Genomic DNA, 13,901 nt, shown 5'->3' with positions numbered 1-13,901 from the left:
TGCCCGACTCGCCCGTATCCTGACGGAGTGAGCTGGTTCCGGGCGCTGAAGGACACCACCCGCTCGGGCCTGAGTGTCGAGCGGAAACGCCTGGAACCCCTGATCGCGCTGCGCGGCGCCGCCGGTCTGGCCATCGTGATCACGATCAGCCTCACGTTCTTCGGCCCGGCGGTCGCGGCGAGCTCCGCGTTCGGCGCGTTCCAGGCGGCGATCGCCACGTTCCAGCGCAGCTGGCGCCCCCGCCCCGAGCTGGCCGTCGCCTCCGGCGCGAGCCTCGGCGTCTCGACGTTCCTCGGCTACCTCACCGGCGGCCACCTCGTCCTCTTCCTCGCGCTCCTCGTCCTGTGGACGTTCCTGGCGGGCCTCGCCTGGGCGGCCGGTCCGACGATCGGCATCATCGCGTCGTCGAACGTCGCGATGATGCTGGTCACGATCACCCTGCCGACCTCGGTCGCGGCCGCAGCCGGGCACGCCGCGATGATGGTCTTCGGCGGTCTCGTCCAGGCCGCCCTCGTGATCCTCTTCCCGGTACGGAGATGGGGCGCGCACCGCGACGCCCTGGCCGACGCGCTCGCCGCGGAGGCCGACTACGCGCGCCGGCTGCGCCACGACCCGGTCGCCCCGTTCGACGGGGAACCGCTGATGCTGGCGCGCAGCGCCGCCGCGCTCACCCCGCGCCAGGCCCGCACCCGCCCGGCCCAGCTGCGCGGCGCCCGCGGCATCGCCGAACGCATCCGCCCGGTCCTCGCCTCCCTCGCGGACCCGGCCGTCGGCGTCCCGGACGAAGGGCCCGAACGCGAGCGCGTGCGGGAACTCCTGGGCGCGGCGGGCTCGATGCTGGACGCGGCGGCGCGGGCGATCCGCCACGGAGCCACGGTCAGGGTGCCCCCGGCGGCGGTCGCCACGTTCAAGACCCCCGACACGGGGGCGATCCTCTCCGGTCCGGCGAAGCGGGCGGCGGCGCGCCTCGGCTCGCTCCTGAGTGACGTACTGGAGACCGCCGGCGCCCGGACAGACACTCAGCATCCCGAGCCCCGCAACGAGAACGCCCAGCTCACCCGCCCCACCCTCGTCCGGCTGCTCCCCATCGCGGCCGGAGCGATGCGCAAGGAGCTGTATCGCGGGTCGCCGATTCTCCGGCACGCCATCCGGGTGGCGGCCGTCGCCGCGGTCGGTTACCTCATCGGCACCGCCCTCCCCTTCGGCCACGGTTACTGGGCGCCGATGGCCGCCGTCATGGTCATGCGTCCCGACTTCTCACAGACGTACTCGCGCGCGGTGGCCCGTTTCGGCGGCACGCTCATCGGAGTCGCCCTCGCCACCGGGCTCGTCCAGGTCGCCCACCCGGACACCGCCCTCTCCGCGACGCTCGCCGTCATCTGCGCGGGCCTGATGTACCTCGTGATGCGTACGGGCCAGCTCGCCGCGCAGGCCTGCATCGCCGCGTACGTCGTGTTCCTGCTCGGCATGGGCGGCGAGGCGTGGGACCAGACGGTCCCCGAGCGGGTCGTCCTCACGCTCGTCGGCGGCCTCCTCGCGATGCTGGCGTACGCGCTGTACCCGGCCTGGGAGACGCCCCGCCTGCGCACGCGCCTCGCGGACTGGCTGCTCGCCGTCGGCCGGTACGGCGCCGCCGTGATCGGCCGCTACGCGGAGCCCGGCGGCGGGAACCTGCCCGATGTGCGCGAGGCCCTGCTCGCCGCCCGCACGGCCGAACTCGCCTGGCAGGAGGCCGCGGACAGGGCGCGGACCGAACCGGTGCGCCACCGCGGCCTCTCCCGCGCGGCGGCCGACGACGCCGAACACGCCCTGCGGCACATCGGCCGGGTCGAGATGCTGATGGAGGCGCACCTCCCCGAACGTGACGCGACCCCCGTCCCGGCGGCCGCCCGCCTCGCGAAGGCGCTGCGCACCGCCACGGAGGACGGCGCGCGTGCGGTGCGCGAGCGCCGGGTGCCGCAGTGGCAGGCGGTGCGGGACGCCCTCGCGGACTGGGACGGCGAGGACGTACCGGACCGGGTCGTACGCAGGGGCGCGGGCCTGCTCATCGAGGCCCTGGAGGAACTCTCCGACGCACTCGACACCGACGTACCCCCGATCACCCTGAAACCCGACACATCGCCCGAGGACCGGAAGCCCGACGACCGGAAGCCCGACGACCGGAATCCCGAGGAGCGGAAACCCGAGGACCAGAAACCCGAGGAGCGGAAACCCGAGGATCAGAAACCCGAGGATCAGAAACCCGAAGGGCCGCCCGGTCCGGAGGATCGAGCGGCCCGATAACGGGAGAGCGGCCCGACAACGGGAGAGCGGCTTACGAGGCGGCCGCGAGGGAGAGAGAGCCCGCCCGCGTCAGGACGTCGGCAGCCCCATCGTCGGGAATCCCGACGGCAGCTTCCCGTTGTCCGTCTTGCGGAACGTGTCGTCCCCGAAGCCTTCCCACGACACCTTCAGGGTCGCGGCGTCGACGGACTTGACCTGCCCCATGTTCCGGTCGGTGTTCCCGTCGGCGCACTTCAGGGTGAGCATCTGCATGCCCATCTCGTCGCCGGCGGTCCCGCTGCACACGTGCTCGCCGACCAGGGCCACCTTCTTGCCGCTGATGAGCAGGGCGACGCTCTTGCCCTGGGACGTGGTGACCCAACTGCCCTGAAGACTCCCGGACTTCCCGCCGGAACCGGAACCCCCCGTGTCGCCGCCCGCGGACTCCGTGGCCGAGGCCTGCGGCGTCTCCTTGGACTTGCCGCCGTCGCCCCCGTCGCCGCTGTCGCTGCTGCATCCGGTGAGCACGAGCGCCGCGGCAACTCCCGCCGCGGCGGCACCGGTCCGTACGCGCTTCAGCACAAGATCCCCCTACGTTGCGGATGTGACAGCCGGTACGCGGCCCGGCCCGCAGCAAGCTACCAGCCGCCCCTCACGTCACCAGGAAGACTTCCGCACCCCGGGCAGGAAGCCCGCATGCGCCTGCTCGCGCAGATTCACCCTGGAGAGGCCGAAGGCGCGCAGATATCCGCGCGGCCGGCCGTCGACGCTGTCGCGGTTGCGTACGCGCGTGGCGCTCGCGTCCCGCGGCTGACGTGCCAACTCCCTTTGTGCAGCCGCCCTTTCCGCTTCGGAGGACGACAGTCGGCGCACGATCTCGTTGAGCTCGGCCCGGCGCGCGGCGTATCGGGCGACGACCCTCCGGCGCTTCTCGTTCTTCGCGATCTTGCTCTTCTTGGCCATCAGATCCTCACTCCACGGGCACGAATCCTGGCGACGGCGGCCTCGACGCCGATCGCGTCGACGGTCTTGATCGCCCTGGCGCTCAGCCGCAGCCGTACGTGCCTGCCCTCGCTCGGCAGCCAGTAGCGCTTGCGCTGGACGTTCGGGTCGAAGCGGCGTGACGTGCGCCGGTGGGAGTGGGAGATGCGGTTGCCGAAGCCGGGGGCGGCCCCGGTCAGCATGCAGTGCGCGGACAAAACGACGTACCTCTCTCATTGGCTGTGACCCCGTGGCCCCGTGGCCCGGAGCTGTGGCCCGAAGGCCGCACGACCCCCGGCCCTGTGACCCGGATCATTTTGGAAACGGGATTCATTTTCATATACTAGCCCCATGGCACGCAACGAACTCCGCCCAGTGATCAAGCTCAGGTCCACCGCGGGTACGGGCTACACCTACGTGACCCGCAAGAACCGCCGTAACGACCCCGACCGCGTGACCCTGCGCAAGTACGACCCGGTCGCAGGCCGTCACGTCGACTTCCGAGAGGAGCGCTGAGCCCCGTGCGCAAGGACATCCACCCCGACTACGGCCCGGTCGTCTTCCGTGACCGCGCCGCGAACCACGCCTTCCTCACCCGGTCCACCGCCACCAGCGACAAGACCGTCGAGTGGGAGGACGGCCGGACCTACCCCGTCGTCGACGTCGAGATCTCGAACGTGAGCCACCCCTTCTACACGGGCAACGCGCGCGTCCTCGACACCGCGGGCCGCGTGGAGCGCTTCGAGCGGCGCTTCGGGAAGAGGGGCGGCCGGTGACCCGGCTGCCCGTAGTGATCGTCGGCGGCCTGCACGCGGAAGCGCGCCGGGCCGCCGTCGAGGAACTGCTCGCCACGGTCCCGGGCAGCATCGCGCTCCACCACGACCTCTCGACTGCCGTAGACGGCACAGTCGTACGGACCGTGCGCGATGCCTCCGGGGTCCTCGGCTCCGGCGAGGCGCCCCTCGTCAACGACTGCGCGTGCTGCGCCCTGCGCGAGGACCTGGTCCCCGAACTGGAGCGGCTCGCGGACGCCGGGCTCACCCGGCTCGCGGTCGTCGAACTGTGGGACTCCGTCGAGCCCAAGGCGATGGCCGAGGTCGTCGCCGCGCACGGCGGCCCCGGGCTCCCCGTCACCGGCGTCATCACCGGCGTGGATCCCGCGCTCCTGCTGCCGTACCTCGGCAACGGCGACGACCTCATGGACGCCGGACTCGCGGCGGCCGCCACCGACCAGCGCACCATCGCCGACACCTGGGCCAGACAGCTCGAATACGCTCCCGTGCTCGCCCTCGTGGATTCCCCCGAGGCTGACGACACGGACCGGGCCCTGCTCGCCCAGCTCCACCCGACGGCCCGCCAAGTCCCGATCGGCCACGGCGGCTTGGCGGATGCCGCGCTCGGCGGATTCGACGTGGAGGCGGCAGCGGCGGCCCAGCATCCGGCGTGCGCGCTGCTGCCCGCGGACGCCGACGAGGCGGGTGTCTCCACGCTCGTCTGGCACCGCAACCGGCCGTTCCACCCGGAGCGGCTCTACGCGGCCCTTGAGGATCTGACCTGCGCGGCGGCCCGCAGCCGCGGTCGGTTCTGGCTCGCCGACCGCCCCGACACGCTCCTGCACTGGGACGCGGCGGGCGGCGCGCTGTGCGTCGAGAGCGCGGGGCCCTGGCTGGTGTCCCTGCCGGACGCCGCCTGGGACATGGTCCCGCCGGTCCGCCGCGCGGCCGCGGCTCTGGACTGGCACCCGCAGCACGGCGACTGCTGCCAGCACCTCGTCTTCACGTCACCCGGACTCGACCGCGACGGCCTTACCGAGATCCTCGAGTCCTGCCTGCTCACCGACGCCGAGTACGGCGCGGGCCGCGAGTCCTGGAAGGGCCTGCCCCGCGCCTTCGACACGCTCCTGGAGGTCTGAATGTCCCCGCGCAACCCCGACCGCAAGACTGACCGCAGGCCTGACCGCAGGCCTGACCGCAGGCCTGACCGCAAGCCGGCCAAGTCCCGCCCCAACATCCTCGAGCAGGCCAGGATCACGTACATCGACTACAAGGACACGGAGCTGCTGCGGAAGTTCATCTCCGACCGCGGCAAGATCCGCAGCCGTCGCGTCACCCGCGTCTCGCCGCAGCAGCAGCGCCGGCTCACCGCGGCGGTCAAGAACGCGCGCGAGATGGCGCTGCTGCCTTACGGAACACGCTGACCCCGGCCGGGGCTCAGAAGGGGAACTGGCTCCGGCCGTGCTGCACGGAGATCCACTTCTGGGTGGTGAACGCCTCGACCGTCGCCTCGCCGTTCAGCCGGCCGAGCCCGGACCGCTTCTCGCCGCCGAACGCGACGAGCGGCTCGTCGTGCACCGTCCCGTCGTTGACGTGGAACATCCCGGTGTCGATGCGCCGCGCGAACGCGACGCCCCGCTCCACGTCCCGCGTATGGACGGCCCCGCTCAGCCCGTACGGGGTGTCGTTCGCGACCGCCACCGCCTCCTCGTCCCCGTCGAACGGGATGAGGAGCGCGACCGGCCCGAAGATCTCCTGCCGCAGCACCGGGGAGTCGGCCGGCAGGCCCGTCAGGACGCTCGGCTCGACCAGATTGCCGACGGCCTTGCCGTGCAGCAGCGCGGTCGCGCCCTCCGCGAGTGCCTGGTCGACGACGCCCGAAACGGCCTCTGCCTGCGTGGAGTTGATGACCGGTCCGATGACGGTCGACGGGTCGCGCGGGTCGCCCACCTTGAGGGACCCGACCTTGGCGACGAACTTCTCGGTGAACTCCTTCTCCACCTTGCGGTCGACCAGGATCCGGTTGGCGGCCATGCAGACCTGGCCCTGGTGCACGTACCGGCTGAAGACCGCCGCGTCGACCGCGTAGTCGATGTCCGCGTCGTCGAGCACGGTCAGCGCGCTGTTGCCGCCCAGCTCCAGGACGGCGTGCTTGAACTGGGAGGCGCACACCGTCGCGACGTGCTGGCCCACCGCGTCGGAGCCGGTGAAGGAGATGACCTTCGGCACGGGGTGGGTGAGGAACGCGTCGCCTATCTCGGCGATGTCGGTGATGACGACGTTGAGCAGACCGGCCGGCAGGCCCGCGTCCTCGAAGATCTTCGCGACCAGGGAGCCACCGCAGACCGGGGTGTTCTGGTGCGGCTTGAGCACCACGCCGTTGCCGAGGGCCAGCGCGGGCGCGACCGACTTCAGCGACAGCAGGAACGGGAAGTTGAAGGGGCTGATGACGCCCACGACCCCGACGGGAACGCGGTAGAGCCGGTTCTGCTTGCCGTCGACGGGCGACGGGATGACCCGCCCCTGGGGGCGCAGCGCCAGCTGGATCGACTCGCGCAGGAACTCCTTGGCGAGATGCAGCTCGAACCCGGCCTTGAGCCGCGTACCGCCGAGCTCGTCGACGATCGCCTCGGATATCTCGTCCTCGCGCTCCTCGACCAGGCGCAGCGCCCGCTCGAAGACGAGGCGGCGCGTGTACGCGTTGGTGTCGGCCCAGCTCTTCTGCGCCCGCTCGGCCGCGCGGTAGGCCTCGTCGACCTCTTCGGCCGACGCCACGGTGATGGAGGCCAGCTTCTCACCGTTGTACGGGTTGAAGTCGATGATGTCCCACGCCCCGCGGCCGGGACGCCATGAACCGTCGATGTATTGCTGGGCCAGTTCGGTGAAGTAGGACATGAGATCCCTTGCTGCTGCCGGCAGACACCTAATGGCTCGTCATCTTACGTCTGTACCAGTCGAGTTGTGGCCTGGTTAGCACGCCAGCCCGATCGCCATCGATCGCAAGACGCGACAGAAGCGGTGCTTCTCGGCCAGTCCCGCTCAACCGGTACCGGTCAACCCGTCCTGGTCAACCAGTCCTGGTCAACCCGTCCCGGTCAGCCGCTCTTGGTCAGCAGTCCCCGGATGATGTCGACGCTCTCCTCCGGCGTCGGGCACTCCGACTGGAGCTGCTTCATCGACCGCGCGTACTGCGTGACGTCCTCGCGCTTGTCGAGGTAGAGCGCGCTGGTGAGCTGCTCCATGTAGACGATGTCGGAGAGGTCGGACTCCGGGAAGCTGAGCATCGCGAAGGCGCCGGTCTCACCCGAGTGGCCGCCGAATCCGAACGGCATGACCTGGAGCGTGACGTTGGGCCGCTCGGAGATGTCGATCAGATGCCGGAGCTGACCCTGCATCACCTTCGGCCCGCCGTACGGGCGTTGCAGCGCCGCCTCGTCGAGCACCACGTGGAACTCGGGGGCGTGCTCGGAGACGAGGAGCTTCTGCCGCTCGAGGCGCAGCGCCACACGCCGGTCGATGTCCGCCTTCGGCGCGTCCTTCATGCCCCGGGCGACGACCGCGTGCGCGTACCCCTCGGTCTGAAGCAGCCCGTGCACGAACTGCACCTCGTAGGCGCGGATGAGCGACGCGGCGCCCTCCAGGCCGACATAGGTGGGGAACCAGCCGGGCAGGACGTCCGAGTACGTGTGCCACCAGCCCGCGACGTTGGCCTCCTTGACGAGGGAGAGGAGCGCGCCGCGCTCGGCCTCATCGGCGACGCCGTACAGGGTCAGCAGGTCCTCGACGTCCCTGGCCTTGAAGCTCACCCGTCCCAACTCCATGCGGCTGATCTTCGATTCGGATGCGCGGATCGAGTAGCCGGCCGCTTCCCGGGTGATGCCGCGCGACTCGCGCAGGCGCCTCAGTTGCGAACCCAGCAGGATGCGTCGCACCACTGAGCCGCTCGACTCTCCCGCACTCACGTCGCTCCGCCCTCCCCATCGCTTCAGAAGCCGAAGTCTGCCACTAAAACGCTCCGGCCCGTACTCGTTCGGTTACAGAAACGGAAAGGTTGCGAAAGGTCTCCACAAGAAGTCGCGGGAAGAAAAGAGCAACAAGTGGTACGTGGGGGGACAGGCCGGGCGCGTGCACGTGCATCTGCCCTTGCATCTGCTGTACGCATTCGGAACGATGGCCCACGCACCACCGCTCCAATCGCTATGTACCGCGAATCCCGGGAGTGCCTCGCATGGGGACGAATGGACCGGCCATGCTCGAGCCGTTAAGGCAGGGGCTTCCGCCACTCGACCCTTCAGGCGTCTCCAGCTCCGCCTCCTGCGCACTTCCCGCACGGTACGAAGCGGTGGGCAGCGCTCGTAAGTTCACGCGCGGGACGCTCGACGGCTGGGACGTGGCGGAGAGATTCGACGACGTCTGTCTCGTCGTCTCCGAACTCGTCACCAATGCCCTGCGGCACGGGCTGCCCTCGGACACCCCGCGCACACAGGACCCGCCGGTGCGGCTGCACCTGATGCGCTGGACCTCGCGCCTGGTGTGCGCGGTGCGCGACCCCAGCGACGAGAGCCCCGTCGCCCGCGAGACGGACGACGACTTCAACGCCGAATCGGGCCGCGGCCTGTTCCTCGTCGACTCATTCAGCGACAGCTGGGGCTGGCACCCGCTGGCCGGCACGCTGAACGGGAAAGTGGTGTGGGCGCTGTTCCGGCTGTGAGGGCGGGCGGTTGAGCAACTGGCCGCTGGTTGCTGGTAGCTGACGACTGGTTACTGGTGCCTGGTTACTGGCAACTGACCACTGTCATCCGACGGCTGACATTTGACGTTATCTGTCAGCTGTCATCTGTCAGTTGATATCCGTCAGCTGTTACCTGTCACCGTCAGCCGGCAGCTGCTAGCTGTCCCCGGTCCTCGGTCCCCGGCCGTCGCTCACCTATTACTGGTCACCCGTCGGCTATCAGATGGTCGAACTCCCCGTCCTTGACGCCCAGCAGCATCGCCTCGATCTCGGCGGGCGTGTAGACGAGTGCCGGGCCCTCCGGGAAGTTCGAGTTGCGCATCGCCACTCGGCCCCCCGGCAATTTCGCGAACTCCACGCAGGAGCCCTGCGAGTTGCTGTGCCTGCTCTTCTGCCAGACCACACCGTGAAGCTCCGTGGCCGCCATGCCGTTGTACACGTGGTGCACAGGTCGCTCCCCGGTCGTGCTGTGGCCTATGAGGCTCATGTGGCCAGCGAGTCAGGTGTAGTGGTCAACTGTCCTGGATCATAGCTGCGTTCACATGCCGATGCATGGGCAGATGCACGTGCACGGGGGGTGTTCCCACGGTTACAGCTCTTCGAGCGTCTGCCCCAGCGCCCGCATGACATGCGAACGCCAGCCCCCGTCCATGATCTTCCGCGCCATCATCTGTGCCGGATCGTCCGGATCGAATCCGTCGTGCACTAGGAAGAGACGCGTGCCACGGCCTTCTGGCTCCAGGTTCCACGTAATGGTCCAGTCCGCAGAATTGGCCGGATCCCGGTCCTGCCACCGGACGCTGAGCATCCGCTGGTCCTCGTACGCGAGGACCTCGACGTCGAGGGTGCCGGAGAAGCCGGTGTTGGGTCGCGGCACGGTTGTCATCACGTACCGGTGGCCCACCTCGAGGCGGAAGTCCTCGCTGCCCGGCATCAGCCACTGGGCGATCAGTTCGGGTTCAGTCAGGGCGCGCCAGACCTTGGCGGGTGGGTGCGGGAGGAACTGGTCGACGGTGATGCTCGTGAGGCTCATGACCCGTCATCGTCGGGTATGCGCTCGAGGAGTTCGGCGAGCCCCTTCAGGCGGCCGCGCCAGAACCGCTCGTACGGATGGAGCCAGTCCTGCACTTCGGCCAGGGGGGTGGCCTCGAGCCGGTATATGCGCTGCCGTCCCGCTCGTTCCTCCGATACGAGGCCGGCCTCCCGGAGCACCTTGAGGTGTTCCGAGAGGCTCGGGCGGCGCATCGCGAAGTGGTCGGCCAGGGCCTGGACGGGCTGTGGGCCCTCGTCCCTGAGGAGGCGGAGCACCTCGCGGCGTGTCCCGTTGGCGAGCGCGGCGAACAGCCGGTCCTGGCCGGCGGTGTCGGTCGCGCTCGTCGTCGCCATCGGCGTCAGAAGCCTTCCTTCTCCGTGATGAGCATCAGTGAGTTGCCGTCCGGGTCGCTGAAGGCGGCCATGCGCCCCCACGGCACGTCGTCGGGGCCGGTGACCTCGGCTCCGGCGGCGGTGAGCCGCGCGCAGTCGGCGTCGACGTCGGTCGTCACCAACATGATCCCCCGCGTCGAACCGGGCGTGAAATCCCCCATGCCCGGGCCGGACAGCGTGAAGACTGTCTGTGCCCCGCGCGGTGCGACCTGGAGCCAGCGACCCGGCGGCATCTCGCGGTCGACGATGACGTCAAAGCCGAGTACGTCGACGTAGAACCGCAGCGCGCGGTCCTGGTCGGAGACGGGGAGTGTGATGAAGGAGGCGTGCGTGATGTTCGCGTGGCTGCTCATGCCCGGACTATAGGTAGGGATTTCCCTACGCGTCAAACGTAGGGAAATTCCTACGCGATACGTTGCCGGGTCCGGGTCCGGGTCCCGGGTTCCTGGTCCCGGGTTCGGGGTCCGTGCAGTGCCACTTGAGGACGGGAACTGACCGCAAGCCCCTCTACCTTCGTCAGTACAGGCAGCGAAACCGACGGAAGGCGGCCCACGATGGCGACTCACGGGAACGCGGAGGTCCGCGGCGACGAGCGCGGCACCCTCCTGATCTGCCTCGCCGAGCAGCGCGGCGCCATCCGCCGGACCGTGCTCGGGCTGAGTGACGAGCAGGCCGCGACGACCCCGAGCGCCAGCGCGCTGTCACTGTCCGGGCTGGTCAAGCACGTCGCCGAGACCGAGCAGGGCTGGGTGGCGCGGGCCCGGCAGGTCGCGCCCGACATGCAGCGCACCGAGGCGAACTGGGCCGACAGCTTCCGGCTCGTGGGCGACGAGAGTGTCGAGTCGGCGCTCGCCTACTGGGACAAGGTGGCGCTGGCCACCGAGGAGTTCATCCGGGCGGTGCCGAGCCTCGACGACACGTTTCCGCTGCCCCGCCATGACTGGTCCCCGCACGAGGGGGAGGCGTCCGTGCGGTGGATGCTGCTCCATCTGATCCGGGAGGCGGCCCGGCACGCGGGGCACGCGGACATCATCCGCGAGTCCCTCGACGGCAAGACGGCGTACGAGCTGGCCGCGATGGTTCAGGAGTGACGTCCTACGCTGGGGCCCATGTCAGCGATCCGTCTCCTGGTCCTCGGGGCCGTACGCCAGCACGGCCGCGCGCACGGTTACCAGGTGCGCAACGACCTCGAGTACTGGGGCGCGCACGAGTGGTCGAACGCCAAGCCCGGGTCGATCTATCACGCGCTCAAGCAGATGGCGAAGCAGGGATTCCTCGTCGCGCACGAGATCGCGCCGTCCACGGCCGGCGGCCCGCCGCGTACCGAGTACGAGATCACGGACAAGGGCACCGAGGAGTTCCACGCGCTGCTGCGTGAGGCGCTCGTGACGTACGACCAGAAGCCGGACATCCTCTCGGCCGCGCTCGGCTTCATCGTCGATCTGCCGCGCCGGGAGGCGGTGGAGTTGCTGCGGCGGCGCGTGGACGGCATCGAGGAGTGGCGGCGCGCGGTCACCGAGTACTACACGCCCGAGGACGGGCCCGGACGGCTCGGGCACATCGGCGAGATTATGAATTTCTGGGTGCACTCGGCCGACGCGGGCGCGGAGTGGACGCGGGGCCTGATCGGCCGGATCGAGGGCGGCGCGTACACGTTCGCGGGCGAGGGCGAGCCCTTTGTCGGGGTGCTCGCCGAGGGACAGGAGAACCCCTACGCCACGGGCGAGGCGCACCCCGAGGACCCTCGTTAGCCATCGCCGCCCATGTCATCACCAGACATCGTCCATTCCTCATTAATCAAGTTTGACTAACGATGGAGGCGGAGTTACCTTTCTCGTCGTAGTCAAATTTGAGTACCGAGATTCTCGGTGGGAGGAGCCGGATGACCGACGCGATCATCGTCGAGGGCGCACGGAAGAGGTACGGGGACAAATGGGCGCTGGACGGGTTCGACCTCACGGTCGCCCGCGGCACCGTGCACGGGCTGCTCGGGCCGAACGGCGCGGGCAAGACGACGGCCGTCCGCACCATGACGACGCTGCTGCGGGCCGACGAGGGCCGGGTCGAGGTGGCGGGTCACGACGTGCGGCGGCAGGCGGGCGAGGTGCGCCGCCGCATCGGGCTCCTCGGCCAGCACGCGGCGGTGGACGAGGAGCTCGGCGGGTGGCAGAACCTGGAGATGTTCGGACGCCTCCACCATCTGGGCGCCCGGCGCGCGCGGGTGCGGGCCGGCGAACTCCTAGAGCGCTTCGGGCTCGCCGGCACCGGGGGCAAGGCGGTCAGGCAGTACAGCGGCGGCATGCGGCGCCGCCTGGACCTGGCCGCCTCGCTCGTCACGGACCCGGAGGTGCTCTTCCTGGACGAGCCGACGACGGGCCTCGATCCGCGCGGGCGCGCCGAGGTGTGGGGCGCGGTGCGCTCGCTGGTCGGGGGCGGTACGACGGTGCTGCTGACGACGCAGTATCTGGAGGAGGCCGACCAGCTCGCCGACCGCGTGTCGGTCGTGGACCGGGGCCGGGTCGTCGCCGCGGGCACCGCCGACGAGCTCAAGGCCCGGCTCGGCGGTGACCGGATCGACGTCGTCGTGCGGGAGGGTTCCCAACTGGACGTAGTGGCAAGGCTGTTGCCGGACGGTGCCACGGTCGACGCGGACCGCCGGCTGGTCAGCGCGCCCGTCGCCGACCGGATGGCCGCGCTCACGGAGGTCGTGCGGGCGCTCCAGGGCGCGGGTGTGGAGGCGGAGGACATCGCGGTGCGCAGACCGACCCTGGACGAGGTGTTCCTGCATCTGACGGGATCGGGACGGCTGGGTCAGCCAGGACAGCCAGGACAGCCAGGACAGCCAGGACAGCCAGGACAGCCGGGACACAAGGGCGCGGCGGCACGCGGACCCGTGTCGGACCGGCCGGAGGTGACGGCATGAGTACGCCGACGAGATGGGCCGTCGCCGATTCGTGGACCATGACGCGGCGCGAGCTGGCGCACTGGGCGCGGCAGCCCACGCAGATCGTGGTCGGGCTGGTCTTCCCGGTGATGCTGCTGCTGATGTTCGGCTTCCTGATCGGCGGCGGCAAGGGAGTCGAGGGCGAGTACGTCGACTACCTGGTGCCGGGCATGCTCGCGCTGACCATGGCGTTCGGGCTCGAGGCGACGATGCTGGCGGTGACGCAGGATCTGAACAAGGGGGTGATCGACCGGTTCAGGTCGATGCCGATGGTCAACGGCGCGGTGCTGGTGGGCCGTTCGGCCGCCGACATGCTCCAGTCGGCCGCCGCGCTTGTCGTGATGACCGGCGTCGGTTACGCGATCGGCTGGCGCCCGCACGGCTCGGCCGGGACGTTCCTGGGCGCGCTCGGCCTGCTGCTCCTCTTCCGGTTCGCGATGCTGTGGATCGGCATCCACCTGGCGATGGTGGCGGGGAAGCCGGAGCTGATGCAGGCCGTGCAGATCCTCGTCTGGCCGGTCGGATTCCTGTCGAACGCGCTCGCCGAGCCCGGCTCGATGCCCGGCTGGCTGGGCACGGCCGTCGAGTGGAACCCGATGTCGCACACGGCGACTGCCGTACGGGACCTGTTCGGCGGGCCCGGCGGGGAGCCGGGGCACCTGTGGGCGGCGGTGCTGTGGCCGCTCGCGCTGCTCGCGGTGTTCTTCCCGCTGGCGGTACGGAAGTTCGCGGCCCTCAGTAAGTAGAGGCCCATGAGCAGTGGCGGCCCGTAAGCAGTGGCCCG

19 protein-coding genes are annotated in these 13,901 nt (G+C 70.1%); 10 read left to right on the top strand and 9 right to left on the bottom strand.

What is annotated here, in order from left to right; translation table 11 throughout:
• The first annotated feature begins 27 nt into the window (after positions 1-27).
• Positions 28-2,283, top strand: a complete 2,256-nt coding sequence (locus tag ACWIGU_RS08640; protein ID WP_454398829.1) for an FUSC family protein — start codon at positions 28-30, stop codon at positions 2,281-2,283.
• 69 nt (positions 2,284-2,352) lie between these two features.
• Here the strand turns inward: ACWIGU_RS08640 and ACWIGU_RS08635 are convergent, their stop codons facing one another.
• From ACWIGU_RS08635 to rpmB, 3 genes are all read right to left on the bottom strand, one after another.
• Positions 2,353-2,844 carry a hypothetical protein gene (locus ACWIGU_RS08635; RefSeq protein WP_454398827.1) on the bottom strand — a complete coding sequence of 164 codons (492 nt, stop codon included), beginning with the start codon at positions 2,842-2,844 and terminating at the stop codon, positions 2,353-2,355.
• Positions 2,845-2,919: 75 nt separating this feature from the next.
• Positions 2,920-3,225 carry a 30S ribosomal protein S14 gene (rpsN, locus tag ACWIGU_RS08630; RefSeq protein WP_454398825.1) on the bottom strand — a complete coding sequence of 102 codons (306 nt, stop codon included), beginning with the start codon at positions 3,223-3,225 and terminating at the stop codon, positions 2,920-2,922.
• Complete coding sequence (gene rpmB, locus ACWIGU_RS08625) at positions 3,225-3,461, bottom strand: 50S ribosomal protein L28 (protein ID WP_383095681.1); 237 nt, start codon at positions 3,459-3,461, stop codon at positions 3,225-3,227. The genes rpsN and rpmB overlap by 1 nt, the downstream gene beginning before the upstream one ends.
• Before the next feature lie 133 nt (positions 3,462-3,594).
• On the opposite strand from rpmB, the gene rpmG reads away from it, so the two are divergent.
• Genes rpmG through rpsR form a run of 4 tightly spaced genes read left to right on the top strand, consistent with a single transcriptional unit; the run spans position 3,595 to position 5,440 of the window.
• Positions 3,595-3,759, top strand: a complete 165-nt coding sequence (gene rpmG / locus ACWIGU_RS08620) for a 50S ribosomal protein L33 (RefSeq protein WP_324770702.1) — start codon at positions 3,595-3,597, stop codon at positions 3,757-3,759.
• Positions 3,760-3,764: 5 nt separating this feature from the next.
• Complete coding sequence (locus tag ACWIGU_RS08615; protein WP_356276121.1) at positions 3,765-4,019, top strand: type B 50S ribosomal protein L31; 255 nt, start codon at positions 3,765-3,767, stop codon at positions 4,017-4,019.
• The gene (locus tag ACWIGU_RS08610) at positions 4,016-5,155 is read left to right on the top strand and encodes a CobW family GTP-binding protein (RefSeq protein ID WP_454398822.1); all 1,140 of its coding nucleotides are present in this window, start codon (positions 4,016-4,018) and stop codon (positions 5,153-5,155) included. The genes ACWIGU_RS08615 and ACWIGU_RS08610 overlap by 4 nt, the downstream gene beginning before the upstream one ends.
• On the top strand, positions 5,156-5,440 hold the full coding sequence (gene rpsR, locus ACWIGU_RS08605; RefSeq protein ID WP_454398820.1) for a 30S ribosomal protein S18: 285 nt from the start codon (positions 5,156-5,158) through the stop codon (positions 5,438-5,440). It begins immediately after the preceding gene.
• Between the two features lie 13 nt (positions 5,441-5,453).
• Here rpsR and ACWIGU_RS08600 read toward each other — a convergent pair whose 3' ends face one another.
• Together ACWIGU_RS08600 and ACWIGU_RS08595 are read right to left on the bottom strand one after the other, a co-directional pair.
• Positions 5,454-6,911: an aldehyde dehydrogenase family protein gene (locus ACWIGU_RS08600; protein WP_454398818.1), complete on the bottom strand. Its 1,458-nt coding sequence runs from the start codon at positions 6,909-6,911 to the stop codon at positions 5,454-5,456.
• Between the two features lie 200 nt (positions 6,912-7,111).
• A complete protein-coding gene (locus tag ACWIGU_RS08595) occupies positions 7,112-7,978 on the bottom strand; it encodes a helix-turn-helix domain-containing protein (RefSeq protein WP_454398816.1) in 867 nt (288 codons plus the stop codon).
• Between the two features lie 266 nt (positions 7,979-8,244).
• On the opposite strand from ACWIGU_RS08595, the gene ACWIGU_RS08590 reads away from it, so the two are divergent.
• On the top strand, positions 8,245-8,727 hold the full coding sequence (locus ACWIGU_RS08590; protein ID WP_454398814.1) for an ATP-binding protein: 483 nt from the start codon (positions 8,245-8,247) through the stop codon (positions 8,725-8,727).
• A 226-nt stretch (positions 8,728-8,953) separates the two neighbouring features.
• On the opposite strand, the gene ACWIGU_RS08585 is transcribed toward ACWIGU_RS08590, so the two are convergent.
• From ACWIGU_RS08585 to ACWIGU_RS08570, 4 genes are all read right to left on the bottom strand, one after another.
• Positions 8,954-9,196 carry a DUF397 domain-containing protein gene (locus ACWIGU_RS08585; protein ID WP_100597687.1) on the bottom strand — a complete coding sequence of 81 codons (243 nt, stop codon included), beginning with the start codon at positions 9,194-9,196 and terminating at the stop codon, positions 8,954-8,956.
• A gap of 141 nt (positions 9,197-9,337) precedes the next feature.
• Complete coding sequence (locus tag ACWIGU_RS08580; protein ID WP_454398812.1) at positions 9,338-9,781, bottom strand: SRPBCC family protein; 444 nt, start codon at positions 9,779-9,781, stop codon at positions 9,338-9,340.
• The gene (locus ACWIGU_RS08575; protein ID WP_454398810.1) at positions 9,778-10,134 is read right to left on the bottom strand and encodes an ArsR/SmtB family transcription factor; all 357 of its coding nucleotides are present in this window, start codon (positions 10,132-10,134) and stop codon (positions 9,778-9,780) included. The genes ACWIGU_RS08580 and ACWIGU_RS08575 overlap by 4 nt, the downstream gene beginning before the upstream one ends.
• 5 nt (positions 10,135-10,139) lie before the next feature.
• Positions 10,140-10,526, bottom strand: coding sequence for a VOC family protein (locus tag ACWIGU_RS08570; RefSeq protein WP_454398808.1), 387 nt, complete (start codon positions 10,524-10,526; stop codon positions 10,140-10,142).
• Between the two features lie 201 nt (positions 10,527-10,727).
• Between ACWIGU_RS08570 and ACWIGU_RS08565 the strand changes: the two genes are divergently transcribed.
• The 4 genes from ACWIGU_RS08565 to ACWIGU_RS08550 all read left to right on the top strand — a co-directional run bounded on the left by ACWIGU_RS08565 (position 10,728) and on the right by ACWIGU_RS08550 (position 13,863).
• Positions 10,728-11,264 carry a DinB family protein gene (locus ACWIGU_RS08565; protein ID WP_454398806.1) on the top strand — a complete coding sequence of 179 codons (537 nt, stop codon included), beginning with the start codon at positions 10,728-10,730 and terminating at the stop codon, positions 11,262-11,264.
• 18 nt (positions 11,265-11,282) lie between these two features.
• The gene (locus tag ACWIGU_RS08560) at positions 11,283-11,924 is read left to right on the top strand and encodes a PadR family transcriptional regulator (protein WP_454398804.1); all 642 of its coding nucleotides are present in this window, start codon (positions 11,283-11,285) and stop codon (positions 11,922-11,924) included.
• Between the two features lie 131 nt (positions 11,925-12,055).
• Positions 12,056-13,096, top strand: coding sequence for an ATP-binding cassette domain-containing protein (locus tag ACWIGU_RS08555; RefSeq protein WP_454398802.1), 1,041 nt, complete (start codon positions 12,056-12,058; stop codon positions 13,094-13,096).
• Entirely contained in the window at positions 13,093-13,863 is a 771-nt protein-coding gene (locus ACWIGU_RS08550; RefSeq protein WP_454398800.1) for an ABC transporter permease, read from the top strand. The genes ACWIGU_RS08555 and ACWIGU_RS08550 overlap by 4 nt, the downstream gene beginning before the upstream one ends.
• The last annotated feature ends 38 nt before the right edge of the window (positions 13,864-13,901 follow it).

The organism is Streptomyces sp. NPDC055400, from assembly GCF_053644375.1.
This window is presented reverse-complemented; position numbering and strand designations above follow the sequence as displayed.